Genomic DNA, 24,269 nt, shown 5'->3' with positions numbered 1-24,269 from the left:
CTGCGCCCCGATCCGCATGCGGCGCAGGAACTGCCCGACATCGCCATGCTGCTCGCCGCCGGCCTCGGCAAGCGGATGCGGCCGCTGACGGCGACGCGGCCCAAACCGCTGATCGAGGTGGGCGGCAAGGCGCTGCTCGATCATGCGCTCGATCGCGTGCGGGCGGCGGGCGTGAAGCGGGTGGTGGTCAACGTCCACTATCTGGCCGACGCGCTGGAGGCGCACGTCCGCCGCCACGCCGCCGATCTCGACGTCACCATCTCGGACGAGCGGGCGACGTTGCTGGAAACCGGTGGCGGGGTCGTCCACGCGCTGCCGCTGCTCGGCGACAAGCCCTTCTTCGTGATCAACAGCGACAATCTCTGGGTCGATGGCCCGATCGATACCCTGCGGTTGCTCGCCCATCGCTGGAACGACGAGCGGATGGACGCGCTGCTCCTCGTCGTGCCGCTTGCGCGCGCCACGGCGCATGGCGGGCAGGGCGATTTCCACATGGACGCCGCCGGGCGCCTGCGCCGTCGCGAGCCGCGCCGGATCGCCCCCTTCGTCTATACCGGCGTCCAGCTCGTCTCGCCGCGGCTGTTCGCGGATGCGCCGGAAGGGCCTTTCTCCACCAACATTCTGTGGGATCGCGCGATCGAGCAGGGGCGCGCGTTCGGCGTGGTGCATCAGGGCCTGTGGTGCGACGTCGGCACGCCCGCCGCGATCCCGCTGGCGGAAGAGCTGCTCAAGGGTGGCTGAGGGCCGCCCCGCCGTCTTCACGATTCCCGCGCACCGGCGCTTCGCCGACGCGCTGGTGGCGGGGCTGCTGGCGCAGGCCGGCGACGACCGGATGGCGCTGGCGCGGGGACTGATCCTCGTTCCCAACAACCGCGCCCAGCGCGCGATCACCGATGCCTTCGTGCGTCGCGCGGAAGGCGGGTTGCTGCTCCCCCGACTGGTGCCGATCGGCGCTTTCGACCCCGACGAGGCGCTGGGCCAACTGCTCGATCCCGCCGATGCCGAGCCGGTGCCACCCGCGATCGAGGCGATGCCGCGCCGCATGATGCTGGCCCGCCTGATCGCCGAGGAGCGGGCGATGGCGGGCGAGCCGGTCGATGCCGCCGAGGCGGTGCGATTGGCGCAGGCATTGGTGCGAACGCTCGACCAATTGGCAGTCGAGGAAGTGCCGACGCGCGCACTCCTCGATCTGGAGGTGGAGGGGGATCTTTCCGACCACTGGCAGCGCGCGCTGGGGGTGCTGACCGCAGTGCTGGCGCGTTGGCCGGCGGAACTGGCCGCGACGGGCCGCATCGAGCCGGGTGAGCGCCGCAACCGGCTGCTGGATCGCGCGGCTGCGATCTGGCGCGGACGGTCGCCAGCCTCGTTCGTGGTCGCGGCCGGGATCACCGATACGGCACCCGCTGTTGGTCGCCTGCTGCGCGCCATCGCCCTTCAGCCCGCTGGCACGGTGCTGTTGCCCGGCATCGATCTCGCCATGCCGGACGAGGAGTGGGAGGCACTCGGCCCGGACGATCAGGGTCGCCGGATTGAGACCCACCCGCAATACCACCTCAAGCTGCTGCTCGATCGCATGGGCGTCGCGCGGGGCGAGGTGGAACGCTGGCGCTGGCGGGGCCGCACCGGCGCATCGGCCACGGCGGCGCGGGGGCGGGCGGTCGCCAATGCGATGGCCCCGGCCTCGTTCACGGGCAAGTGGCAGGATCTGCGGCCGCCCGAGCGCCGCCTGTCGGGCATCCGCGCGCTGGAATGTGCGACCCCGGCGGAGGAGGCGCAGGCCATCGCCATCGCGATCCGGCAGAAGATCGAGGAGCCGGGACAAACCGCCGCGCTGGTGACGCCCGATCGCGCGCTCGCCCGCCGCGTCTCGGCGCATCTTGCGCGCTGGGGGATCGTCGCCGACGATTCGGCCGGCCGTCCGCTCACCACGACGCCCGCCGGCACGCTGATCGTCGCGCTGGCCGAGGCGGCGGCGAGCGACTTCGCGCCGGTGGAATTGCTGACGCTGCTGAAACATCCGCTGGTCGCGGCGGAAGGAGATCGCCTCGCCTGGCTCGATCAGGTCCGCGCGCTCGACCTTGTGTTGCGCGGGCCGCGGCCGTCGCCGGGGCTGGCCGGGATCGGCGCGCATCTGGCCGAAGCCAGGAAGCTGCCGCGCGGACTGGGCGACTGGTGGGAGCGACAGGCGCGCCTGCTGGCGCCTCTGGAAATCGCGTTCTCCGGCGCGACCGCCTTGCCTGACATTCTGCCGCTGATCCGCGAAGCGGCCTCCGCGCTCACCGGCGAGGCTGCATGGGCGGGGCCGGCGGGGCGTGCCGCCGCCGAGCTGTTCGCCGATGTCGAGGCCTCCGCCCCGCTCGGCCCGCGCGAACTGGCGCCGAGCGCCGTCGCGCCGCTGCTCGGCGGTCTGATGGACGAGGTGGCGATCCGCCCGCCGCAGGGCGGCCACCCGCGCGTCTTCATCTGGGGCCTGATCGAGCAGCGGCTGCAACATGCCGATTTCGTCGTCGCGGCGGGCCTCAACGAAGGCGTCTGGCCGGCGCTGCCCAGCCCCGATCCGTGGCTCGGGCCGCGCGTGCGGGCGATGCTCGGCCTGCCGGGGCTGGAGCGGCGGATCGGCGTCGCGGCGCATGATTTCGTCTCGACGCTCGGCAGCCCCCGCGTCCTCATCACCCGTGCCCGCCGTGACGCACGCGCACCGGCCGTCGCCTCGCGCTTCTGGCTCAGGCTGGAGGCGATGACCGGCGGTGTCGCCCGCGCGCCCGAATATCGCCGCTGGATGGCCGCGATTGACCGGCCCGGCGAGTTTGCACCGGCCTCTCGCCCGCGCCCCAAGCCGCCGGTCGATCAGCGCCCCCGCGAACTGGCCGTTACCCGCCTCGATCGGCTGAAGGCGGACCCCTTCGCTTTCTACGCGCAGCAGATGCTGAAGCTCTCCGCGCTCGACCCGATCGATGCCGATCCCAGCGCCGCCTGGCGGGGCAGCGCCGTCCACGAGGTGCTGGAGGCGTGGGCCAAGGAGGACGAATACGATCCGGCGAAACTCCCCCAGCGGGCGGATCAAATGCTTGACGGCATCGCCGCGCATCCGGTGCTCCGCGCGCTGTGGGCGCCGCGTCTGCGCGAGGCGATCGACTGGATCGCCGCGAAGATGATCGAGGATGCGGCGGAGGGGCGCAAACCCGTCGTCGCCGAGACATTCGGCGAGCGTCTGATCGAAGGCATCCGCCTCTACGGCAAGGTCGACCGGATCGACCGCCTCGCTGACGGCACGCTGGCGATCGTCGACTACAAGACCGGACAGCCGCCCGCGCCGCGGCAGGTCGCGGCGGGCTATGCGATGCAGCTAGGGTTGCTCGGACTGATCGCGGAGGCCGGGTTCGGCGGCGTGCAGGGCACCGCCTCCACCTTCGAATATTGGTCGCTGGCGCAGAAGGACGGGCAGCTCGGTTATGTCGCGGGCGCGACGTCGAAGCGGGCGGGCCTCGATCCGGCCGATTTCGTCGGCCACGCGCGCGTCCAGTTCGAGGAGGCCGCCGCCGCCTATCTGACCGGCGAGGCCGAGTTCATAGCCAAGCTCCACCCCGAATATTCCCCCTATGGCGACTATGACCAGCTGATGCGCCTCGACGAGTGGTATGGCCGCCAGGATGATCGGACGGACGGGGAGCCGACGCCATGAGCCGCCGCCCGTCGCTGCTACGGCCGCTGGAGGGTGCGCAGGCCGAAGCGTCCGATCCGCGCAAATTGGTCTGGCTGTCGGCCTCGGCCGGCACCGGTAAGACCCACGTTCTCACCGCGCGCGTGATCCGCCTGCTGCTGGCGGGGAACGACCCGGCGGCGATCCTCTGCCTCACCTTCACCAAGGCGGGCGCGGCCGAGATGGCGGATCGCATCCACGCACGGCTCGCCAGCTGGGTCAGGATGCGGCAGGCGGATCTGCGCAAGGAGCTGTTCGCGCTGGGCGAGCCGAACGACGATGACGCGATCGCCGACGCGCGCACCCTCTTCGCCCGCGTGCTGGAAGCGACCGGCGGCGGGCTGCGTATCCAGACCATCCACGCCTTCTGCCAGACCCTGCTCGCCGGTTTTCCGTCCGAGGCGGGGCTAATCCCCGGCTTCCGTCCGCTGGAAGAGCGCGAGGAGCAGGCGCTCGCCCACGCGACGCTCGCGCAGATGCTGGTCGAGGCCGAGCGCGGCGGCGACCTGCCGCTGATCCGCGATGTGCAGGCGCTGAGCCGCCGCCTGGGCGAACAGGGCGCCGAGAGCTTCCTGCGCCAATGCGCCCGCGCGCCCGATGCCATGGCGGCGCTGGGGCCGGGCATCGAGGCGAAGCTGCGCCGCGCAGTGGATGTGCCCGATGGCGACGTGGAAGAGGTGATCGCTGAGGGCTGCGGCGATGATCGCTTCGATATGGGGGCGCTGGCACGGCTGGCGGCGGCGAATGCGGCATGGGGCACAGCTACGGGGCTGGCCGACGCGGATGTGATCGCGGCGTGGCGCGGGCGCGATCCGGCGGGGCGGGCGGCCTCGCTCGGCGATCTGGTCCGCGTCTTTCACACCGCGAAGGGCGAGCCGCGCAAATATTCGCCCAAACTGATCGCCGCCGACGCCGCTTATGCCGACTTCGCGATGCGGCTGGGCGAGGATTGCGCGGAGCTTCTCGCGCTGCGCGCCAAGGCGGCGTTCGCGGCGCTGCTCGGCGCCGGGTTGCGCGCGGGGCAGGCCTATGCCCGCGCTTATGCCGAGGCCAAACGCGCGGCCGGTGCGGTCGATTTCGAGGATCTGATCCGCAAGGCGGTCGCGCTGCTCGGCACCGAGGGGATGGGCGAGTGGGTCCGCTACAAGCTGGATCAGCGCACCGACCATATCCTCGTCGACGAGGCGCAGGATACCAATGCTCACCAATGGTCGATCGTGAAGGCTCTGGTGGAAGAGTTCTGGCGGACGGAGCCGGAGCCAAACGAGCGCCTTCGCACTCTTTTTTCAGTCGGAGATTTTAAGCAAGCGATCTTCGGCTTCCAAGGAACCAATCCGGTCTTTTTCAAAGCTGCCGAGCAATTCTTCTCGGAGCGAGCAGAAGAGGGCGAACGGCGTTTTAGTGCATTGTCCTTAGATCGCTCCTTTCGATCTACTCCCCCGATTCTGGCAGTCGTCGACAAGCTGATCGAACATCTGAGCGCCGATGCGCTGGGTCTTTTCGAAGCAGTGCCACCGCACGAAGCCGCTAAGCAGGGGCCGGGGCGCGTGATACTCTGGCCGCCGGTGATCGCCGGGCAAGCTGACGATGGTGTGCCGGGCGAGGAGGGATGGCTGAGCGAGGCCACGCGGGAGTTCGCCGACAAGGTCGCTCAACAGGTGAAGGCGTGGATCGACGCGGGGCCGTGGATGGTCACCAAGGATCGGCCGCTGCGCCCCGAGGACATCATGATCCTCGTCCGCAAGCGCGGCGATCTCGCCTCGTTGCTGGTCGCGCGGCTGCACGCGCATGGCGTGCCGGTTGCGGGCGTCGATCGCCTCAGCCTCGGTGCGCCGCTGGCGGTGAAGGATCTGCTCGCTGCCGCCCGCTTCGCGCTCCAGCCGGCGGACGACCTCAATCTCGCCGGCTTGCTCGTCTCGCCGCTGTTCGGGCTGTCTCAGGATCAGCTCTACGAGATCGGCTTCGGCCGTGCGGGCACATTCTGGCAGGCTTTGCCCGAAGGCGAACTCCGCGAGGCTCTGCGTCAAATCCTCTCCTCCGCCGATCTCGTCACGCCTTACCGCTTTTTCGAGGAGTTGCTCTCAGGCCCGCTGCAGGCGCGACGCAAGCTGCTGCGGCGGCTGGGCGAGGAGGCGCGCGACCCGATCGAGGAACTGCTCAACGCCGCTTTGCTCTTCGAGGAGAATGGTACGCCGTCGCTGCAACTCTTCCTCGACTGGTTCGACCGCGGCGAGGTGCAGATCAAGCGCGACCCGTCCGCGCCGCTCGATGCCGTGCGCGTGATGACCGCGCATGGCTCCAAGGGCTTGCAGGCGCCGATCGTGGTGTTGGCGGATGCGACCGGCGACCCGGATCGCTCGCCCGGCGGCGGCATCGGCTGGCCGGTGGAGGGGGGCGAGACCGTCCCCGTCATCCGCCCGCGCAAGGAGGAGCGCTTCGCCCCCTTTACTGCGCTGATCGAGGAACAGGAAAAGCGCGACCTCGAGGAGCATTGGCGGCTGCTCTACGTGGCGGCGACGCGGGCCGAGGAGTGGCTGGCGATCGGCGGTGCACTCGGGCCGGGCGCGCGCGGGATGATCCCGGCGAACAGCTGGTATGCGGCGCTGGAGGCGGCGCTCGGGAACCTCGACACGGAGGAGGCGGAGGACGCGCTGTGGGGGACGCAGCGGTCGCACGGCCACGAAGCGCCGAAGGGTCGTGAACGGTCCAAGGCGGCCGCCGGACCGGAATCCTTGCCGCCGGCCTGGCTCCATGCGTCAGCGCCGGAGGAAGCGCGTCCGCCCCGTCCGCTCTCGCCGTCATCGATCGGCGTCGACACCATCACCAACCCGCCACCCGGCGCCGCGATGCGCGCGGCTGCCGAACGCGGGCGGCTGCTCCATGCCCTGTTCGAGCGTCTGCCAGATCTCGCGCCCGCCGCCCGTGCCGCCGCGGCGGATCGATGGCTGGAGCGATCCGCCGGCGTTTCCGACAAGGCCGTGCGCGATGCGCTGATCGGCGATGCGCTCGCGGTGATCGAAGACGCCCGCTTCGCCGCGATCTTCTCGCCCTCCGCGCTGGCCGAGGCGCCGATCGCGGCGGTGGTGGAGGGAGACGTGATCGCCGGCACGGTCGATCGGCTACTCGTCACCGACGACCGGGTGACGATCGTGGATTTCAAGACCGGCCGGCGCGCGCCTGCCGCGCTGGATCGGGTGCCGGAGCATCATCTCGACCAGATGGGCGCCTATGCCGCCGCACTCGCCGCGATCTTCCCCGGTCGCGCGATCGAGGCGGCGTTGCTCTACACTGCCGGACCGATCCTGATCCCGCTCACCGCCGACATCCTCGCCGCGCACAAGCCGCGCTTGCGGGGCATGGAGCAAAGTTTGGGCGCGGTCGGTTGAGGTAGGGCAGCGAGCCGCCTACATCTGCGATCAAACGCAATCAGGAGTACGTGTCCATGGCCACCAAGACGATCACCGACGCCAGCTTCCAGAGCGACGTCCTCGCTGCCGACGGCCCGGTTCTGGTCGATTTCTGGGCCGAGTGGTGCGGCCCGTGCAAGATGATCGGCCCGGCGCTGGAAGAACTGTCGGACGAGCTGGGCGAGAAGGTAACGATCGCCAAGCTCAACATCGACGAGAACCCCGATGCGCCCGGCAAGTACGGCGTGCGCGGCATCCCGACGATGATCCTGTTCAAGGGCGGCGCGCCGGCCGCGACGCAGGTCGGCGCCGCGCCGAAGAGCCGGCTCAAGGCCTTCATCGAAGAGTCGCTGTAATTTTCCCCATCCTCCCCATCGCAGATGGGGAGGGGGACCGCCCGCAGGGTGGTGGAGGGGAAGATGCGCGGCGTTTGCCCCCTCCACCGCTCGCCTGCGGCGAGCGGTCCCCCTTCCCACGCTTCGCGTAGGGAGGATTTCGATTCACCCGAACAGCAGCGCCGCCGTTTCGTCCCACAGCCGGGGCGAGGCAGCGGCGAGCAGCCCGGTCCGCTCGTCGCCGACGCGGTAGGGCGATCCGTCCAGCCGCCCGACACGGCCGCCCGCTTCCTCCACGAACAGCGATCCGGGGGCATGGTCCCACGGTTTCGATCGCCAGAACAGCGCGAGATCGTTCTCGCCCAGCACCACGCGCGGATATTGCTCGCCAGCGCAGTGGGGAACCTCGACTTCGCTGAGGCGGCCGGCGCCGCGTGACAGCACCTGCTCGCGAACATCGGGCGGCAGGTAGCGCGTCGCCAGCGCGGCTACGGGGAGCGCGGCGCCGGTCTCCCGCGCCATGATCCGCTTGTTGTCGACGAACGCGCCTTCGCCGAGCGCCGCATGGCACATCCGCCGCGTGACCGGATCGAGGATCCAGCCCGCCTGCACCACGCCCTCCTCGGCGAGCGCGACCATGATCGCGAAGGGCGTGCGGCCGGCAGCGTAATTGCCGGTGCCGTCGATCGGATCGACGATCCATGCCTGACCCTCCGCGATGCGATCGACCACTTGGGGATCGGCCGCCACCGCCTCCTCGCCGATTACATGGCTGCCCGGCAGGATCGCCATCAGCCCCTCGGTGAGCTTCTCCTCGGAGAGCCTGTCGGCGACGGTGACGTAATCGTCCTTCGCCTTCTCCTCGATGTCGGAGGCGTCGAGGTTGCGGAAGCGCGCCATCACGACGTCGCGCCCGATCTTGCGCATCAGCCCGTCGACGGCGGCGTGGAGCGGGCTCATGCGGGGCGATCTCCGGGCATCAGGCCGCGCGCGTCGACGCCGAAGCCGTCATAGGTGGGCAGCCCGTCGGCGAGCTTCACCCAGCCGATCTTCTGGTCGTGGAAGATATGGAACTCCGGCACCACGGCCTCCGGGTCGTCGAGGCTGGCGCAGGCGACGTCGATCTCGTCCTTCTGGTAATCGACATGGATGGTGAGCGAGGTGCCGCACGCCGCGCAGAAGCCGCGCTCGCCATAATCGACGAGCTTCACGGTCGCGATGCTGCCCTGCTCGATCAGGAAATCCTTGAGCGCGCAGGTGGTGAACGCCATGGCGGGGGCGCCCGAACTCTTCTGGCACAGGCGGCAATGGCACCAGCCGGTGTCGTAGGCGGGGCCATCGATCCGGTAGCGGATCGCCCCGCACGCGCAGCCGCCGGTCAGCGCCATGGTCAGCTCCGATAGTCCGCGTTGATCGAGATGTAGCCGTGGGTCAGGTCGCAGGTCCAGACCGTCGCGCGGCCTTCGCCAAGGCCCAGATCGACGCCGACCCGCACATCCTGCCCCTTCAGATGCGCCGCGACCGGCGCCTCGTCATAGCCCTCGACCGCGAGGCCGCCCGCCGCCACCTGCGTGTCGCCGAAGCGGATCGCCAGCTTGTCGCGCTCGGCCGGTTCGCCCGCCTTGCCGACCGCCATCACGACGCGGCCCCAATTCGCATCCTCGCCGGCGATGGCGGTCTTCACCAGCGGCGAGTTGGCGATCGAGAGCGCGATGCGGTGCGCGCTGGCATCGTTCTCCGCGCCCTCCACAGCCACCTCGATGAACTTGGAGGCGCCTTCGCCGTCCTTCACCACCAGCTGCGCGAGCTGGAGGCAGACGTCGCTCAGCGCGGCGGCGAAGGCGTCGGCGCCGGGATCGTCATACGAAGCGAGGGGAGCGTTGCCCGCCTTGCCCGTCGCGAAGGCCAGCACCGTGTCCGACGTCGAGGTGTCGCCATCCACCGTGATGCACGAAAAGCTGCGCGCGTTGGCCGCGTTCAGCATCTGCTGGAGGAACAAAGGCTCGATCGCCGCGTCGGTGAAGATGAAACCCAGCATCGTCGCCATGTCCGGCGCGATCATGCCGGAGCCCTTGATGACGCCGACGATCTCCACCGTGCGGTCGCCGATCACCGCGCGCGCGCTGGCGCCCTTGGGGAAGGTGTCGGTGGTCGAGATCGCGGCGGCGACTTCCTCCCAGCCGACCTGCGGCGCGATCAGGGCGGCGTCGATCCCGGCCTCGGCGGTGGGGATGGGCAGCGGCACGCCGATCACCCCGGTCGAGGCGACGAACACGTCCGACGGCTGGCAACCGACATGCGCCGCCACCCGTGCCGCGATCGCCTCGACCGCCGCACGGCCGCGATGGCCGGTGAAGGCGTTGGAGTTGCCCGCATTGACCACCAGCGCCCGCGCGCGGCCGAGCGGCAGCGCGGTGCGGCACCATTCCACCTCCGGCGAGGGGCATTTCGATTGCGTGGTGACGCCTGCCACCACCGTGCCCTCGTCGAGCAGCGCCAGCGTCAGGTCGTGGCGCTCCCACGCCTTGTATCCTGCGCGCACCGTCGCGAGGCGGGCGCCCGCGACGGGCGGCATCGCCGGGAAAGGCGAGGCGAGGGGAGAGACGGCGTCGGACATGGGCGATTCCTCGGGCCTGGAAGGGTCGCTGAGCCGCTATCGATCCAGAGCGACAGGATCAACCGCCGTCGCACGCGCGAGCGGGCGAAGCGCTCGCCTGAACCGATGCTGCAAGGCGCGTTCGCAACGCGTTCAGACCGGGGCCGTTACATCCTCATCCACGCCAGTTCGCGTAAGAGGAGGAATTGTCATGAAGATGTCGCACCGCATTGCTGCCGCCCTGCTGGGCATGGGCCTCGTCGCCGGCGCCGCGCAGGCGCAGGGTGTCGACCAGCGCCATTACGACCAGCAGCGCCGCATCGATCACGGCCTGCGCAACGGCAGCATGACCCCGCGCGAGGCGCGTCATATCGAGCGCCAGCAGCATTCGATCGACCGTCAGGAGGCGCGCATGCGCTACCGCAACGGCGGCCACCTCAACGGCTATCAGCGCGCCATGCTCCAGCACCGCGAGGACCGCGCCAGCCGCCACATCTATCGCGCCAAGCATAACGGCCGCACCTGGTAACACCGGCTCGCCGGAACGAGACGGCCGCGCTCCGTTGGGGCGCGGCCGTTTTGCTATATCTCGCCCTTGCGATCCTATGGTTGTCGGCTAGGTTTCCAGAATAGTCAGAAATTAGAGAAGGGGGAGTTGGCGATGCTTTCGCCGGCAATGCGTACAATTGCGATCTTGTTCGTGTTCGCTGTTTCTGCACCGTCAATGGCGGGTGGTTTTGTTAGCGAGGAGGGTTATCCACCGGAAGCGCTCGCGCATCATTGGGAAGGGCGGGTCGGCTTTACAGTCGCGATCGATCCGTCGGGTCATGCTTCTAATTGCCGAATAACGTCATCGAGCGGGCATTCCGTGCTCGATGAGGCAACATGTCGGAATATTTTGGCGAGGGGCCGTTTCAAGCCGGCCGTTGATGCGCATGGCGACCCGATCCAGGCGGACTATAGCGCCAGCGTGGATTGGAAGATCCCGTAGCGTGGATCGCACCTCCGCGAATTGACACCCCCTTGCCCCGTCCCTAGATCAGCCGCCTGCTCGCGCGGGGGTCGCGGGGCGGCCTGCCGTGCCTGATCCCCGCCGTCCCATTCGTGTAGGAACGCCCATGCTCGGCGGTATCGCCAAGGCCATTTTCGGTTCGTCCAACGACCGCTACGTCAAGTCTCTGCGCGGCACCGTCGCGAAGATCGCCTCGTTTGAGCCGCAGATCTCCGCGATGGACGATGCAACGCTCGCCAACCAGACGGTGCTGTTCCGGCAGCGGCTGGATCAGGGCGAGACGCTCGACGATCTGCTGCCCGAGGCGTTCGCCACGGTGCGCGAGGCGGCCAAGCGCGTGCTCGGCCAGCGTCACTACGACGTGCAGATGATCGGCGGCATGGTGCTCCATCGCGGCGAGATCGCCGAGATGCGCACCGGCGAGGGCAAGACGCTGGTGGCAACGCTCGCCACCTACCTGAATGCGCTCACCAGCAAGGGCGTCCACGTCGTCACCGTCAACGACTATCTGGCGCGCCGCGATGCGGAGTGGATGGGCCAGGTCTACCGTTTCATGGGCCTCACCACCGGCGTGATCGTGCCGAACCTGCAGGATCACGAGCGGCGCGAGGCATATCACGCCGACATCACCTACGGCACGAACAACGAGTTCGGCTTCGACTATCTGCGCGACAACATGAAGTACGACCGCTCGATGATGGTCCAGCGGCCGTTCAACTTCGCGATCGTCGACGAGGTGGATTCGATCCTGATCGACGAGGCGCGCACGCCGCTGATCATCTCCGGCCCGACCGACGACAAGTCCGAGCTCTACATGAGCGTCGACGCCGTCGTGAAGCAGCTGTCGGACGAGGATTACGAGATCGACGAGAAGCAGCGCTCGGTCGTGCTGACCGAGGACGGCACCGAGAAGATCGAGCGGATGCTCGAGGCGGCCGGGCTGCTCGAAGGCGACAATCTGTACGATTACGAGAACACGCAGGTGGTCCACCACCTGAACCAGGCGCTGCGTGCCAACGCCGTGTTCAAGCGCGACATCGACTACATCGTGAAGGATGACAAGGTCGTCATCATCGACGAGTTTACCGGCCGCATGATGGACGGGCGGCGCTGGTCCGACGGCCTGCACCAGGCGGTGGAGGCCAAGGAAGGCGTCAAGATCGAGCCGGAGAATCAGACGCTCGCCTCGATTACCTTCCAGAACTATTTCCGCATGTACCCGAAGCTCGGTGGCATGACCGGCACGGCGGCGACCGAGGCGCCGGAATTCTTCGAGATCTACAAGATGAACGTGGTCTCGATCCCGACCAACGTTCCCGTCCAGCGCCGCGACGACGACGACGAATTCTACAAGAACATCACCGACAAGTTCGGCGCGATCGCGCAGGCGATCCGCCAGAAGCAGGAAACCGGCGGCCAGCCGATCCTGGTCGGCACGGTGTCGATCGAGAAGTCCGAGCTGCTGAGCGAGTTCCTCAAGAAGGAAGGCGTGAAGCACAACGTGCTGAACGCGCGCCATCACGAGAGCGAGGCGCATCTCGTGGCGCAGGCCGGCCGTATCGGCGCCGTCACCATCGCCACCAACATGGCGGGCCGCGGCACCGACATCCAGCTTGGCGGCAACCTCGAGTTCCGCATGGCCGACGAGTTCCCCGATCTGGTCGAGGGCACGCCGGACTATGACGCCAAGGCGTCTGTCATCGCCGAGGAGATCAAGGCCGAGAAGGCGCAGGTGCTCGCCAATGGCGGCCTGTTCGTGCTCGGCACCGAGCGGCACGAAAGCCGCCGCATCGACAACCAGCTACGCGGCCGTTCGGGCCGTCAGGGCGATCCCGGCCTCAGCCGCTTCTACCTGAGCCTCGACGACGATCTGCTCCGCATCTTCGGCCCCCAGACCTTGTTCGCCAAGATGATGAACAAGAATCTGGAGGACGGCGAGGCGATCATCTCGCCCTGGATCACCAAGGCGATCGAGACCGCGCAGAAGAAGGTCGAGGCGCGCAACTACGACATCCGCAAGCAGGTCGTCGAATATGACGACGTGATGAACGACCAGCGCAAGATCATCTACGAGCAGCGCTCCGACATCATGGACGCCGCGACCGTGGATGACGTGACCGACGAGATGCGCGGCGAGACCGTCTCGACGCTGGTCGGCGATGCCTGCCCGATCGGCTCCTATCCGGAGCAGTGGGATGGCGAGGGCCTGCAGGCCCGCGTGCTGGAGATCTTCGGCGTCGAGCTGCCGATCCCCGCATGGGTCGCCGAGGAAGGCATCGAGCCGGAAGTGCTGGCCGAGCGCATCAAGGAACAGGCCGACGCTCAGATCCAGTCCAAGATCGGCGAGATCACCGAGGAGAGCTGGCGCGGCATCGAGAAGAGCGTGCTGCTCCAGAGCCTCGACGAGCATTGGAAGGACCACCTTTCGCGGCTCGATTCGCTGCGCCAGGTGATCCACCTGCGCGCCTATGCGCAGAAGACGCCGATCAACGAGTACAAGCAGGAAGCCTTCGCGATGTTCGAGCGCATGCTCGAAACGATCCGCGAGGACGTGACGCGTATCCTCGCGCAGGTGCAGTTCCAGGCGCCGCCGGAACTGCCCGAGCTGCCGGAGTTCCTGACCACTCACCTCGATCCGTTCACCGGCAGCGACGACACGTCGGACCGCGACGGCTACGATTCGGGCTACATCACGACCCGCGTGGCGCCGATGCAGATCCCGCAGCCGGATGCGCCGGAGGACAGCAACCTCGGCGACGATCCGGCGAGTTGGGAGGGGCAGGTCAGCCGCAACGCGCCGTGCCCCTGCGGATCCGGAAAGAAATACAAGCATTGTCACGGCGCGCTGTAAGGCGCGCCGTCCGGGCCGGCCGCTAGATCGCGTCCAGACCCAGCATCCAGGCATCCAGCCGCGCGGCATGGACGTGCGCGCCGGGCGCGCCTTCCGCAATGGCGCGCTGGTTGGCCATGATCCAGCGCAGGCAGTCGGCGCGGCTCAGGAAGACGGGGAATCCGTCATGGCCGGGGCGCAGCCTCTCCGCGTCGATCAGGTAGCGCGATCCGCGATGCGCGCCGGGCAGGCCGGCCCAGCCGCGCTCGGGTGCCTCGACCGCCGGCACCCAATAGGCCGTGCCGGGCCTCAGCGAACCGATATCGTGGACGATCTGCATCGCCGGCCCTTCCGCACGCAGCGGTACCGGATCATCGCTCATCGCTGGCACCCTCTCATCGTTATGGGTGCGAGGATGATCCTTTGCGACAGACGGGTCCAGCGGCTTGATGTGGTTTAAGTGATCGGCCCGCTCGATCAGAGCCGCTGGCCGAGCACCTGATAGGCCATGACCGCGGTGGCGATCGCGGCGTTGAGGCTGTCCGCCTTGCCCCGCATCGGCAGCTTCACGCGCAGATCGCAGGCATCCTCATATTCCGCCGGCAGGCCGCGCGCCTCGTTGCCGACGAGCAGGAAGGTCGGCGCTTCATAGGTCGCCGCGCGATAGTCGATGTCGGTGCGCAGGCTGAGCGCAACGAGCTGGCCGGGGCCGGACCGCAGCCAGCCGATGAACTCGGCCCAGCTCGCCTTGGCGATGGTCTGGGTGAACAACGCGCCCATCGAGGCGCGAACCGCCTCGACCGAGAAGGGATCGACGCAATCGTCGACGAGGATCAGCCCGCCCGCGCCGACCGCGTCGCCGGTGCGCAGGATCGTGCCGAGATTGCCGGGATCGCGCAGGGATTGGGCCACCATCCAGATGCCCGAGGCCGACCGGTCGATCCGCTCCAGCGCGGTATCGAACTCGGCATAGACGCCCAGCACGGTCTGAGGATTGTCCTTGCCGGAGAGCTTGTGGAGGATGTCCACATTGGTCTCGATCGCCTCGCCGCCATCCGCCTCGCACGCGGCGGACAGGCGCCGGACGAGCGGATGGTTGCGCATCTCGCCGGTGTAGAAGATCCAGCGCGGCAGGCGGCCGGCTTCCTCCGCATCGGTGAGGATGCGCAGCCCTTCGGCGATGAACAGGCCCTCCTCGCGGCGATGGCGCTTCTCGCGCAGGTTGCGCACGCGCTTGACGAGGGGATTGGAAAAGGCGGTGATCTCGCGGGGCATATGGAGGGCTATAGCGATCCGTTCGTCCTGAGCGAAGTCGAAGGACGGGCAGCGAGCGCTGCATGTGAGGCCCGCACTTCGACTATGCTCAGTGCGAACGGGGTATGGCGGCGGCTCTAGAGGTTCATTCCTCGCCGAACTTGTTCTCGATCAGCTCGACCAGCACCGCCAGCGTCGCCTCGGCGCCTTCGCCCTCGGCGCTGATCGTGACGTGGTCGCCTTTCGCGGCGCCCAGCATCATCAGCCCCATGATCGAGGTGCCCGCGACCTTCGATCCGTCCTTCTCCACCTCCACGGCGGCCGGCTGGCCCGAGGCGAGCGTGACGAACTTGGCGGAGGCCCGCGCGTGCAGCCCGCGCTTGTTGGTGATCTGGACAGTCTGGCTGACGGGCTGTGTCACGCGGCGGCCTCTCCCAAAAGGTCGGATGCGACGGAGATGTATTTGCGCCCCGCATCGCGCGCGGCAGCGACGGCGGCCTTGATCTTCATCGTGCGGCGCGCGGACGCGAGGCGGATCAGCATCGGCAGGTTGATGCCCGCGATCACCTCGACACTGTCCGATTTCATCAGCGAGATGGCGAGATTGGAGGGCGTGCCGCCGAACAGGTCGGTCAGCACGATCGTGCCGTCGCCCTGATCCACGGAGCGGATCGCCTCGGCAATGTCGTTGCGCCGACCCTCCATATCGTCCTCCGGCCCGATGCAGATCGGCGCGATCGCCTCCTGCGGACCCACCACATGTTCCATCGCGGTCACGAATTCCGCCGCAAGACGTCCGTGCGTCACCAGCACCAAACCGATCATCGATCCACCCGAGTTTGGCCCTTCTCCGCGGTCACCCTTCGCTCCCTTGCGTCCGGCTCTCTCAGTGCGGGGCCAGATCGCGATGCAGGATGGTGGGCGAAAAACCGCGCCCGCGCAACCGTCTGCCTATCGTTTCGGCAACATGGACGGACCTGTGCCTGCCGCCTGTGCAGCCGAAAGCGATGGTGACGTAACTCTTTCCTTCCGCAGCGTAGCGCGGAAGCAACAGGGCGAGCAGCCCGTCGATGCGGTCCAGCGCTTCGGCATAGGCCGGATCGGCGGCGACATAATCGGCCACAGGCTGATCGAGTCCCGTCATCGGCTTGAGTTCCGGATCCCAGTGCGGATTGCGCAGGAAGCGCATGTCGAGCACCAGATCGGCGTTGCGCGGTACCCCGCGCGCGAAACCGAACGACATGATCGACAGCGTCACCCCGGCCTCCGGCGTGGCGAAGCGGCTGCGCAGCTCCTGCGCCAGCGTGTGGACGTTGAGGTCGGTGGTGTCGATCAACTGGTCCGCCGCCTGCCTGAGCGGCTGCAGCAGCTCGCGCTCGCGGGCGATGCCGTCTTCCGCGGGGCGATCGGGGGCGAGCGGGTGGCGGCGACGCGTTTCGGAGAATCGGCGAACCAGCTCGGCGCCGGTGCAATCGAGGAACAGGATGCCGACATCGTCGCCCTGTTCGCGGCGCTTCTGGATGCGGGCGACCGTGCGTGCGGGATCGAAACCACGGGTCCGTGCATCGACCACCACGGCGAGCGGGCGCTCCTCGTCCCCGTCGGTGGGGGCGGGGGCGTCGAGCAGGCGATCGAGCAGCATCAGCGGCAGGTTGTCGACCACCTCCCAGCCGAGATCCTCCAGCGTGCGCACCGCCGTCGACTTGCCCGCGCCGGACATGCCGGTGACCAGGACGAGGCGACGATGCTGGCCTTCGCTCATCGCGCCAGCGCCTTGAGCAGCAGCTCGACCTTGATCGGCGCGGACGCCTCCAGCGGCGCCAGCGTGAACACCGGCACCTCGATGCCGGCCAGCCGGCGTGTGGCGGCCTCGGGCATCCGTTCGACCGCCCCGTCCAGGTCGATCAGCAGCGCGACCTCGGCCTCGGCGAGGTGCGGCATGTCGACGATGCCGATGCCGCGCACCTCGATCTTGCCGACGATGCGGGCGGGGGGCGTCGCGTACAGCTTCCGGTCGCGACGGCGGACCTCGGTATAATCGTCCGACACCAGCACCGCACCGCGATCGATCAGGCGCAGCGCCAGATCGGACTTGCCGGTGCCCGACCGGCCGGAGAGCAGCACGGCCTGCCCCCCGATCGCGACGCAGGATGCGTGGAGAAGATCGGAGGAGAGCTGGCTCATGCTTCGGGTGCCCTCGGCAGGGTGATGAGGAAATGGGCGCCGCTGCGGCCGTCGGAGCGATCGCGCACCTCGATCGTGCCGTCATGCCCGTCGGCGATCGCCTTGGCGATGGCGAGGCCGAGACCGGAATGGCGTTCCGGCTCCTCGGCATCCGGTCGGTCGGTGTGGAAGCGGCGGAAGATCGTCTCGCGCTTGTCGGGCGGGACGCCGGGGCCTTCGTCCTCGATCGCGATCAGCACGATGCCCTCGATACCGATCGCGCTCACTTCCACCAGCCCGCCCGGCGGGGAGAAGGAGACGGCGTTGTCGATCAGATTCTCGATCATGCGGGCCAGGCGACCGGGATCGCCGAACACGACGGCGGTGTCGATATAGGGGCGCGCGAAGGCGACGCGGACATCGCCGTTGCGGCCGCGCTCGTCTCGCGCCTCGACCATGCCCTCGATCAGCAGGCCGAGGTCCACCGCCTCGAAGCGCGCGCGCGAAAGCTCGCCGTCGAGCCGCGAGATCTCGGCGACGTCGGTGATCAGCCGGTCGAGCCGCACCACGTCGTCGCGCACGATGTCGAGCAGGCGATCCTGCAACGCCGGATCCTTGACCACGCCAAGGCTGTCGACAGCGGACCGCAACGAGGCGAGCGGGTTCTTGAGCTCGTGGGAGACGTCGGCGGCGAACGCCTCCACCGCGTCGATCCGGCGGCGCAGCGCCTGGCTCATGTCCGACAGGGCGCGGGCGAGCAGGCCGATCTCGTCGCGGCGGGAGGGCAGGCGTGGCACCACCACCTCGCGCGCGCGGCCCAGCCGCACGCGATGCGCGGCGAGCGCCAGCCGGCGCAGCGGCCGCGCGATGGTGCGCGCGAGGAACAGCGAAAGCAGGATCGAGACGATCAGCACGCCTCCGATCACCAGCCCGATGGCGTAGCGCTCGGCCCGCACGATGCGGGTGATGTCGCGGACATTGTTGGTGGTCAGCACCGTGCCCACGCCGGGCGCGGCGACGGCGGCGGACAAGACCGGCGTGCGATCGGGCGCGTAGCGGCGCATCGAATAGACGCGGTTGGGATTGGCCGCCGCCAGCTTCGCCTCCGGCCAGGCATCGCGCACGTCGTGCGCCGGCTCGACGAAATCGCTGACATGATCGGCGCCGACGATATCGTCGAACGTCCTGTCCATGAAGCGCGCGACATGCTTCTGCCAGGGCTGCGTCTCGGGATCGATCAACTGGTAGGTGATCGGCCCGGTACGCCAGCTGTCGAGGATCGGGGTGCCGGCGGCATCATAGACGCGCACCCGTTCGCCCTCATACAGAGCGAGCTGGGTGGCGAGGCGCGCGCGCTTTTCCGGCGACACGGCGGCGAGCGCAGTGCCGATCATCTGCGCATCGTCCTCGGCCTGCTCGGTCCGTTCTTCGGCGACGCGGGCGCGATAGCTGTCGAGATAAGCGAAGCTGCCCGCCAGCATGGCAACGGCGAAGACGTTGACCGCGAGGATACGACTGGTCAGCGACCAGCGGGCCGACCAGGTGAGCGGATTGTCGTCCGGATCCGTGCGCAGCGATCGCGCCGGCGGCTCATTCCTCGCCAAATCTGTATCCCACCCCGTACAGCGTCTCGATCGCCTTGAACTGCGGGTCGACCTGCCTGAACTTGCGACGCAGACGCTTGATATGGCTGTCTATGGTGCGATCGTCCACATAGACGTCGTCCTGATAGGCGGCATCCATCAGCTGATCGCGCGATTTGACGAAGCCGGGGCGCTGGGCGAGCGCCTCCAGGATCATGAATTCGGTGACGGTCAGCACCACCTCCTCGCCGTCCCAGCGCACCTTGTGGCGGGCAGGGTCCATGTCGAGCCGGCCGCGCACCAGCCGCTCGGCGGGCGTCTCCTCCTCGGGCTGTGGCTGCGCGCGCGCGTCGGTGCGGCGCAGGATGGCGCGGATGCGCGCGATCAGCAGGCGGAGCGAGAAAGGCTTGGCGATGTAATCGTCGGCGCCCATCGCGAGGCCCAGCGCCTCATCCAGCTCGTCGTCCTTGCTGGTGAGGAAGATCACCGGCACCTGGCTCTTTTCGCGCAGGCGCCGGAGCACCTCCATCCCGTCCATGCGCGGCATCTTGATGTCGAGCACGACGAGATCGGGCGCGTTCTCGGCGAATGCCTTGAGCGCGGCCTCGCCGTCCGAATAGATGCGCACGGCGAAGCCCTCGGCCTGCAAGGCGATCGAGACGGAGGTCAGGATGTTGCGATCGTCGTCGACGAGGGCAATGGAGGCGGACATCGCGATCCTCTAGCAGAGCGGAGCCAAGGGGCAAATCGGCCTTCCTTCGTCATTGCGACCCCGGACTTGATCCGGGGGAAGCAATCCACGGCCACAGGCGTTGCGTTATGGATTGCCGCGTCGCTTCGCTCCTCGCAATGACGATGCGGGGTCAGAGGCCGTGCTTGCCCATCCACAGCCGGAAAAGCTCGGGCCACAGCGCGCCGGGATTGTCGGTGGAGAGGCGCAGGCCGAATCCATGGCCGCCTTTCTCGAAGAAATGGCCCTCCACCGGCACCTTCGCCGTCTGGCAGGCGGCGAGCCAGTCGATCGAGCAGAAGGGTGGCACCACCGGGTCGTCGAGCGCGCAGCCCGCGAAGCAGGGCGGGGTGCCCGCGCCGATATGGGCGAGCGGCGAGCGGCGCTGCACCAGATCGGGCGCCGGATCGGGGCCGAGCAGGTTGGCGCGCGAGACCGAATGGGTCTCGAACTTCTTCATCGTGGTGACGGCGTACATCAGCCCGACCAGCGCCGGTTTGGCCGACAGCTTGTCCGCCGCGTCGACCGGCGGATAGAGCGGCGTGCCGTAGTCGGTGGCGAGGCTGGCGGCGACATGCCCGCCCGCCGAGAAGCCCAGCACCGCCACACGGTCCGGATCGATCGCGTAGGCCTTGGCCTGATCCCGCACCAGACGGATCGCGCGGATCGCGTCCTGCAGCGGCGCGTCGGCGCGGTTGGTCCAGCCTTCGCCCGGCAGGCGATAGCTCAGCACGAAGACGGTGTAGCCGAAATCGGTGAAGAAGGTTGCCGGCACGCTCCCCTCATTCTCGATCGACAGGAAGGTGAAGCCGCCGCCCGGCATCACGATGATCGCGGCGCCGTTGGGCTGCGCCGGGCGATAGGCGAACAGCACGGGGGCGGCGATGCCCTTCAGCCGATATTCCTTGCCGCCCGTCACCGGCGTCTGCCTGAGCTTGGGCGAGGGCAATCGCGGCGCCGGCGGCGAACCGGGTGCCGGGCCGGGCCAGAGCGGGATCGTCGCCGACGACGGCTTCTTGGTCTGCTGGTCCGTCGGCACCAGGCTCACCGGCTTGCCCTCCCGCGTCACGGGGGAGGCGGCGGCGGCGATGCTGGCCAGCAGAGCGCGTCGATCGAGGATCATCCGGTCTCCGGTTTCGGTGGCCCGACATGATCGCATCGCCCCCGGCTTTTGTTCCTGTGGCGGGATGGTCTGGAAAAGCAACCGACCCATGCCTATAGGGGTGCGAATCCCGTCGCCCAGCGAAAGATTCGACCCCCATGCAGATCCGCCTCGGCCTTACCTTCGACGACGTGCTCCTCCAGCCGGCGGAGTCCGAAGTGCTGCCGAGCATGGCGAACACCCAGACCCGCGTCACCAAGGGCATAGCGCTCAACATCCCCGTCCTCTCGGCGGCGATGGATACGGTCACCGAAGCCGACATGGCGATCGTGATGGCGCAGCTCGGCGGAATGGGCGTGCTCCACCGCAACCTGACCGTCGAGGAACAGGCGGCGGCCGTGAAGGCGGTGAAGCGCTACGAAAGCGGCATGGTGGTCAACCCGATCACCATCGCGCCCAACGCGACGCTGGCCGACGCGCAGGAGCTGATGGCCCGCCACCGCATCAACGGCATCCCCGTCACCGAGGCGTCGGGCAAGCTGGTCGGCATCCTCACCAACCGCGACGTGCGCTTCGCCGAGAACCCGAAGCAGCCGGTTTCGGAGCTGATGACCGCGCAGAACCTCGCCACCGTGCCGCTCGGCACCGGGACCGAGGATGCCAAGCGCCTGCTCCACCAGCGCCGGATCGAGAAGCTGCTGGTAGTGGACGGTGACTATCGCTGCGTCGGCCTGATCACCGTGAAGGACATCGAGAAGGCGGTGACCTATCCGTCGGCCACCAAGGATGCGTCGGGCCGCCTGCGCGTCGCCGCCGCGACGACGGTCGGCGACAAGGGCTTCGAGCGCACCGAGGCGCTGATCGACGCCGAATGCGACCTGATCGTCATCGACACCGCCCACGGCCACAACAAGGACGTGGCGAGGGCGGTCGACCGGGTGAAGCGCCTGTCCAACAACGTGCAGGTGGTTGCCGGCAACATCGCCACCGCGGAAGCCGCCAAGGCGCTGATCGATGCGGGGGCGGACGGTCTCAAGGTCGGCATCGGCCCCGGTTCGATCTGCACCACGCGCGTCGTCGCCGGCATCGGCGTGCCGCAGCTCACTGCGATCATGGACGCGGCCGAGGAGGCCAAGAAGCATGGCGTGCCGGTGATCGGCGACGGCGGCCTGCGCACGTCGGGCGACATCGCCAAGGCGCTGGCGGCGGGCGCCTCGACCGTGATGGTCGGCTCGCTGCTCGCCGGCACCGAGGAGGCGCCGGGCGAAACCTTTATCTATCAGGGCCGTGCGTACAAATCCTATCGCGGCATGGGAAGTGTCGGCGCGATGGCGCGCGGATCGGCCGACCGCTATTTCCAGCAGGACATCAAGGATCAGCTGAAGCTCGTGCCCGAGGGGATCGAGGGTCAGGTGCCGTACAAGGGCCCGGCCAAGGATGTGATCCATCAGCTCGTCGGCGGCGTGAAGGCGGCGATGGGCTATACCGGATCGCACACCATCGAGGAGCTGCAGGAGCGCGCCCGCTTCGTGCAGATCACCGGCGCGGGCCTCAAGGAAAGCCACGTCCACGACGTGACGATCACGCGCGAGGCGCCGAACTATCCGACGCGCTAGGCCCTTGCCCAATCGTCCGTTCGTCCTGAGCGAAGTCGAAGGACGGGCTGCAAGCGCTGCGCCTGATGCCCGCACTTCGACTTCGCTCAGTGCGAACGGAGTTTTGCGTGGCGAGGGGGTGGATCGATGACCCCGCAGGCCCGCGCCCAGGCGGCGATCGACATTCTCGACGAGGTGATCGCCGCCGCGCGTGATGCCGGCGCGGCCGCCGACGTCATCATCCAGCGTTACTTCCGCGCGCGCCGCTACGCGGGGTCGAAGGACCGCCGCGCGGTGCGCGAACTGGTCTATGCCGCGATTCGTCGTTCGGGCGAGCGGCCCGAAAGCGGGCGTGCCGCGCTGATCGGGCTGGCGGAGGGGGATCCGGCGCTCGCCGCTCTGTTCGATGGTTCGGTCCACGGTCCGCCGCCGATCGCCGCCAACGAAACCAGCGCCGAAGCGGCCGAAGTGCCGATGTGGCTGCGCGACAAGCTCGGCGGGCTGGGCCTGCTTGAGCGCGCACCGCTCGATCTCCGGATCAACCGCCTCAAGGACGGCCCGATCGCCATCGAGGGGGCGGAGCCGACACCCCACGCGCCCGACGGCCTGCGCCTGCCCGAAGGTACACTGGTCGATACGCTGCCCGAATATGAGGCCGGTCTGGTCGAGGTGCAGGACGAGGGCAGCCAGCTCGTCACGATCGCCTGCGCCGCCGAGCCCGGCATGAAGGTGGTCGATCTCTGCGCAGGCGCCGGCGGCAAGACGCTGGGCCTCGCGGCGGCGATGGACGATCGCGGCATCATCTTCGCCTGCGACGCGGATCGCAACCGCCTCTCGCGCCTGGCGCCCCGTGCCGAGCGGGCCGGCGTGACCATCGCGGAGACGCGCCTGCTCGACGGCGGGCGCGAGATCATGGCGCTGGGCGATCTGATGGGCGTGGCCGATCTCGTGGTGGTGGACGCGCCCTGTTCGGGGACAGGCACCTGGCGGCGCAATCCGGAGGCGCGCTGGCGCCTCACGCCCGAGCGGCTGGCGCGGGTGGTGGCGCTGCAATCGCGCCTGCTCGATGTCGCGGCGCGGCTGGTGCGGCCGGGCGGCACGCTTGTCCACATCGTCTGCTCGCTGCTCGACGAGGAGGGGGCGGGGCAGGCCGAGGCCTTCCTCGCGCGCCATCCGGGCTGGGCGGCCGAACCGGTCATGCTCCCCGCCGGCACCCCGCGCGGGCCGGGCCTGCGCCTGACCCCCGCCACCGACGGTACCGACGGCTTTTTCGTCGCGAGGCTCAAGGCACCGTGCTAGAGAGACTGTGATGTCGCTTTCGGAGAAACAGATGCGGTTCCTCGCCCTTGCCTCTGCTGCCGTGCTCGGCGTGTTGACGATTTCCAGCGGAAGCTTGGGCCAGAAGCCGGACAGCCAGATCAACCCGACTTCGCTGACCTTCGAGAAGCGCGGCGAGGCGGCACTGGCCGCCGGCAACCTGCCCGCCGCCAACGATGCGCTGGAGGCAGCGGTGGTCGCCGATCCCAAGAATCGTGCGGCCTTCGTGTCGCTCGGCAAGGTCGCGCAGGCGCAGGCGATGCCGGGCAAGGCGATCCGCTACTACAAGAACGCGCTGCTGCTGGAGCCGAACGATCTCGCGGCGCTGTCGGGCGAGGGTGATGCGCTGGTCCAGCGCGGCGCGGTCGATCGCGCCAAGGACAATCTCGCGCGCGTCCAGAAGCTCTGCGGCAACGCGACCTGCCCGGCCGCGACAACGCTCGCCGCCGCGATCGCCAAGGGCCCGCCGGCCGCAGTGCAGACCGCGCAGGTGACCGACAAGGTGCCGCCGAAGGGCCAGGAAGCCACCACGCCCGAGAAGAACTGAGCGGCTTTTTTCGTCATTGCGAGCGTAGCGAAGCAATCCGCGCCACGAACGTAGCGCCTGTGGATTGCTTCTCAACTCTGCAATGACGATGGGGTGGT

Annotated in this window: 22 protein-coding genes; 10 read left to right on the top strand and 12 right to left on the bottom strand. The window is 68.6% G+C overall.

Features of this window, described 5'->3' with window-relative positions; translation table 11 throughout:
* Positions 1-30 precede the first annotated feature (30 nt).
* The 4 genes from QGN17_RS06975 to trxA are packed head-to-tail and all read left to right on the top strand — an operon-like array spanning position 31 to position 7,463.
* On the top strand, positions 31-741 hold the full coding sequence (locus QGN17_RS06975) for a nucleotidyltransferase family protein (protein WP_281045163.1): 711 nt from the start codon (positions 31-33) through the stop codon (positions 739-741).
* A complete protein-coding gene (addB, locus tag QGN17_RS06970) occupies positions 734-3,682 on the top strand; it encodes a double-strand break repair protein AddB (RefSeq protein WP_281043772.1) in 2,949 nt (982 codons plus the stop codon). Before QGN17_RS06975 ends, addB begins: the two co-directional genes overlap by 8 nt.
* The gene (gene addA, locus QGN17_RS06965) at positions 3,679-7,086 is read left to right on the top strand and encodes a double-strand break repair helicase AddA (protein WP_281043771.1); all 3,408 of its coding nucleotides are present in this window, start codon (positions 3,679-3,681) and stop codon (positions 7,084-7,086) included. Before addB ends, addA begins: the two co-directional genes overlap by 4 nt.
* A 56-nt stretch (positions 7,087-7,142) precedes the next feature.
* Entirely contained in the window at positions 7,143-7,463 is a 321-nt protein-coding gene (trxA, locus tag QGN17_RS06960) for a thioredoxin TrxA (protein ID WP_281043770.1), read from the top strand.
* Positions 7,464-7,607: 144 nt separating this feature from the next.
* On the opposite strand, the gene QGN17_RS06955 is transcribed toward trxA, so the two are convergent.
* The 3 genes from QGN17_RS06955 to argJ are packed head-to-tail and all read right to left on the bottom strand — an operon-like array spanning position 7,608 to position 10,059.
* A complete protein-coding gene (locus QGN17_RS06955; protein ID WP_281043769.1) occupies positions 7,608-8,402 on the bottom strand; it encodes an inositol monophosphatase family protein in 795 nt (264 codons plus the stop codon).
* Entirely contained in the window at positions 8,399-8,830 is a 432-nt protein-coding gene (locus QGN17_RS06950; RefSeq protein ID WP_281043768.1) for a GFA family protein, read from the bottom strand. The genes QGN17_RS06955 and QGN17_RS06950 overlap by 4 nt, the downstream gene beginning before the upstream one ends.
* Before the next feature lie 2 nt (positions 8,831-8,832).
* A complete protein-coding gene (argJ, locus tag QGN17_RS06945) occupies positions 8,833-10,059 on the bottom strand; it encodes a bifunctional glutamate N-acetyltransferase/amino-acid acetyltransferase ArgJ (protein WP_281043767.1) in 1,227 nt (408 codons plus the stop codon).
* Positions 10,060-10,249: 190 nt separating this feature from the next.
* Between argJ and QGN17_RS06940 the strand changes: the two genes are divergently transcribed.
* The 3 genes from QGN17_RS06940 to secA all read left to right on the top strand — a co-directional run bounded on the left by QGN17_RS06940 (position 10,250) and on the right by secA (position 13,901).
* Positions 10,250-10,567 carry a hypothetical protein gene (locus QGN17_RS06940; protein ID WP_281043766.1) on the top strand — a complete coding sequence of 106 codons (318 nt, stop codon included), beginning with the start codon at positions 10,250-10,252 and terminating at the stop codon, positions 10,565-10,567.
* Positions 10,568-10,699: 132 nt separating this feature from the next.
* Positions 10,700-11,029 carry an energy transducer TonB gene (locus tag QGN17_RS06935; RefSeq protein ID WP_281043765.1) on the top strand — a complete coding sequence of 110 codons (330 nt, stop codon included), beginning with the start codon at positions 10,700-10,702 and terminating at the stop codon, positions 11,027-11,029.
* 127 nt (positions 11,030-11,156) lie between these two features.
* Positions 11,157-13,901, top strand: a complete 2,745-nt coding sequence (secA, locus tag QGN17_RS06930; protein WP_281043764.1) for a preprotein translocase subunit SecA — start codon at positions 11,157-11,159, stop codon at positions 13,899-13,901.
* Between the two features lie 22 nt (positions 13,902-13,923).
* Here the strand turns inward: secA and QGN17_RS06925 are convergent, their stop codons facing one another.
* The 9 genes from QGN17_RS06925 to QGN17_RS06885 all read right to left on the bottom strand — a co-directional run bounded on the left by QGN17_RS06925 (position 13,924) and on the right by QGN17_RS06885 (position 20,733).
* Positions 13,924-14,262 (bottom strand): hypothetical protein, encoded by a 339-nt coding sequence (locus tag QGN17_RS06925; RefSeq protein WP_281043763.1) that lies wholly within the window; start codon positions 14,260-14,262, stop codon positions 13,924-13,926.
* Positions 14,263-14,357: 95 nt separating this feature from the next.
* Positions 14,358-15,155 (bottom strand): TrmH family RNA methyltransferase, encoded by a 798-nt coding sequence (locus QGN17_RS06920; protein WP_281043762.1) that lies wholly within the window; start codon positions 15,153-15,155, stop codon positions 14,358-14,360.
* 124 nt (positions 15,156-15,279) lie between these two features.
* Positions 15,280-15,555 carry an HPr family phosphocarrier protein gene (locus QGN17_RS06915; RefSeq protein WP_022691819.1) on the bottom strand — a complete coding sequence of 92 codons (276 nt, stop codon included), beginning with the start codon at positions 15,553-15,555 and terminating at the stop codon, positions 15,280-15,282.
* Complete coding sequence (locus tag QGN17_RS06910) at positions 15,552-15,959, bottom strand: PTS sugar transporter subunit IIA (protein ID WP_022691818.1); 408 nt, start codon at positions 15,957-15,959, stop codon at positions 15,552-15,554. The genes QGN17_RS06915 and QGN17_RS06910 overlap by 4 nt, the downstream gene beginning before the upstream one ends.
* 61 nt (positions 15,960-16,020) lie before the next feature.
* A complete protein-coding gene (rapZ, locus tag QGN17_RS06905) occupies positions 16,021-16,896 on the bottom strand; it encodes an RNase adapter RapZ (RefSeq protein WP_281043761.1) in 876 nt (291 codons plus the stop codon).
* Entirely contained in the window at positions 16,893-17,318 is a 426-nt protein-coding gene (locus tag QGN17_RS06900; protein ID WP_281043760.1) for an HPr kinase/phosphorylase, read from the bottom strand. The genes rapZ and QGN17_RS06900 overlap by 4 nt, the downstream gene beginning before the upstream one ends.
* Complete coding sequence (locus QGN17_RS06895) at positions 17,315-18,778, bottom strand: HAMP domain-containing sensor histidine kinase (protein WP_281045161.1); 1,464 nt, start codon at positions 18,776-18,778, stop codon at positions 17,315-17,317. Before QGN17_RS06895 ends, QGN17_RS06900 begins: the two co-directional genes overlap by 4 nt.
* A 109-nt stretch (positions 18,779-18,887) precedes the next feature.
* On the bottom strand, positions 18,888-19,592 hold the full coding sequence (locus tag QGN17_RS06890) for a response regulator transcription factor (protein ID WP_281043759.1): 705 nt from the start codon (positions 19,590-19,592) through the stop codon (positions 18,888-18,890).
* A gap of 151 nt (positions 19,593-19,743) precedes the next feature.
* Entirely contained in the window at positions 19,744-20,733 is a 990-nt protein-coding gene (locus tag QGN17_RS06885; RefSeq protein ID WP_281043758.1) for an alpha/beta hydrolase, read from the bottom strand.
* A 137-nt stretch (positions 20,734-20,870) separates the two neighbouring features.
* On the opposite strand from QGN17_RS06885, the gene guaB reads away from it, so the two are divergent.
* The 3 genes from guaB (at position 20,871) to QGN17_RS06870 (ending at position 24,171) form a co-directional block, all read left to right on the top strand.
* Positions 20,871-22,328 (top strand): IMP dehydrogenase, encoded by a 1,458-nt coding sequence (gene guaB / locus QGN17_RS06880; RefSeq protein ID WP_281043757.1) that lies wholly within the window; start codon positions 20,871-20,873, stop codon positions 22,326-22,328.
* Positions 22,329-22,454: 126 nt separating this feature from the next.
* On the top strand, positions 22,455-23,606 hold the full coding sequence (locus QGN17_RS06875; protein WP_281043756.1) for an RsmB/NOP family class I SAM-dependent RNA methyltransferase: 1,152 nt from the start codon (positions 22,455-22,457) through the stop codon (positions 23,604-23,606).
* A 31-nt stretch (positions 23,607-23,637) separates the two neighbouring features.
* On the top strand, positions 23,638-24,171 hold the full coding sequence (locus QGN17_RS06870; protein ID WP_281043755.1) for a tetratricopeptide repeat protein: 534 nt from the start codon (positions 23,638-23,640) through the stop codon (positions 24,169-24,171).
* Positions 24,172-24,269: the final 98 nt, after the last annotated feature.

This window comes from Sphingomonas oryzagri, from assembly GCF_029906645.1.
Classification (GTDB): domain Bacteria; phylum Pseudomonadota; class Alphaproteobacteria; order Sphingomonadales; family Sphingomonadaceae; genus Solisphingomonas; species Solisphingomonas oryzagri.
Note: the sequence above shows the minus strand (reverse complement) of the source record. Positions and strands in the feature narration are given on the sequence as shown.

What these genes read in the sequence shown, in the direction of transcription:
- QGN17_RS06885 (WP_281043758.1), bottom strand. Translation starts at nt 20,733, where the DNA reads ATGATCCTCGATCGACGCGCTCTGCTGGCCAGCATCGCCGCCGCCGCC.
- QGN17_RS06935 (WP_281043765.1), top strand. Translation starts at nt 10,700, where the DNA reads ATGCTTTCGCCGGCAATGCGTACAATTGCGATCTTGTTCGTGTTCGCT.
- trxA (WP_281043770.1), top strand. Translation starts at nt 7,143, where the DNA reads ATGGCCACCAAGACGATCACCGACGCCAGCTTCCAGAGCGACGTCCTC.
- addA (WP_281043771.1), top strand. Translation starts at nt 3,679, where the DNA reads ATGAGCCGCCGCCCGTCGCTGCTACGGCCGCTGGAGGGTGCGCAGGCC.
- QGN17_RS06910 (WP_022691818.1), bottom strand. Translation starts at nt 15,959, where the DNA reads ATGATCGGTTTGGTGCTGGTGACGCACGGACGTCTTGCGGCGGAATTC.
- QGN17_RS06890 (WP_281043759.1), bottom strand. Translation starts at nt 19,592, where the DNA reads ATGTCCGCCTCCATTGCCCTCGTCGACGACGATCGCAACATCCTGACC.
- QGN17_RS06925 (WP_281043763.1), bottom strand. Translation starts at nt 14,262, where the DNA reads ATGAGCGATGATCCGGTACCGCTGCGTGCGGAAGGGCCGGCGATGCAG.
- argJ (WP_281043767.1), bottom strand. Translation starts at nt 10,059, where the DNA reads ATGTCCGACGCCGTCTCTCCCCTCGCCTCGCCTTTCCCGGCGATGCCG.
- QGN17_RS06875 (WP_281043756.1), top strand. Translation starts at nt 22,455, where the DNA reads ATGACCCCGCAGGCCCGCGCCCAGGCGGCGATCGACATTCTCGACGAG.
- QGN17_RS06920 (WP_281043762.1), bottom strand. Translation starts at nt 15,155, where the DNA reads ATGCCCCGCGAGATCACCGCCTTTTCCAATCCCCTCGTCAAGCGCGTG.
- secA (WP_281043764.1), top strand. Translation starts at nt 11,157, where the DNA reads ATGCTCGGCGGTATCGCCAAGGCCATTTTCGGTTCGTCCAACGACCGC.
- QGN17_RS06870 (WP_281043755.1), top strand. Translation starts at nt 23,638, where the DNA reads ATGCGGTTCCTCGCCCTTGCCTCTGCTGCCGTGCTCGGCGTGTTGACG.
- QGN17_RS06895 (WP_281045161.1), bottom strand. Translation starts at nt 18,778, where the DNA reads ATGCTGGCGGGCAGCTTCGCTTATCTCGACAGCTATCGCGCCCGCGTC.
- QGN17_RS06950 (WP_281043768.1), bottom strand. Translation starts at nt 8,830, where the DNA reads ATGGCGCTGACCGGCGGCTGCGCGTGCGGGGCGATCCGCTACCGGATC.
- guaB (WP_281043757.1), top strand. Translation starts at nt 20,871, where the DNA reads ATGCAGATCCGCCTCGGCCTTACCTTCGACGACGTGCTCCTCCAGCCG.
- QGN17_RS06900 (WP_281043760.1), bottom strand. Translation starts at nt 17,318, where the DNA reads ATGAGCCAGCTCTCCTCCGATCTTCTCCACGCATCCTGCGTCGCGATC.
- QGN17_RS06940 (WP_281043766.1), top strand. Translation starts at nt 10,250, where the DNA reads ATGAAGATGTCGCACCGCATTGCTGCCGCCCTGCTGGGCATGGGCCTC.
- rapZ (WP_281043761.1), bottom strand. Translation starts at nt 16,896, where the DNA reads ATGAGCGAAGGCCAGCATCGTCGCCTCGTCCTGGTCACCGGCATGTCC.
- QGN17_RS06955 (WP_281043769.1), bottom strand. Translation starts at nt 8,402, where the DNA reads ATGAGCCCGCTCCACGCCGCCGTCGACGGGCTGATGCGCAAGATCGGG.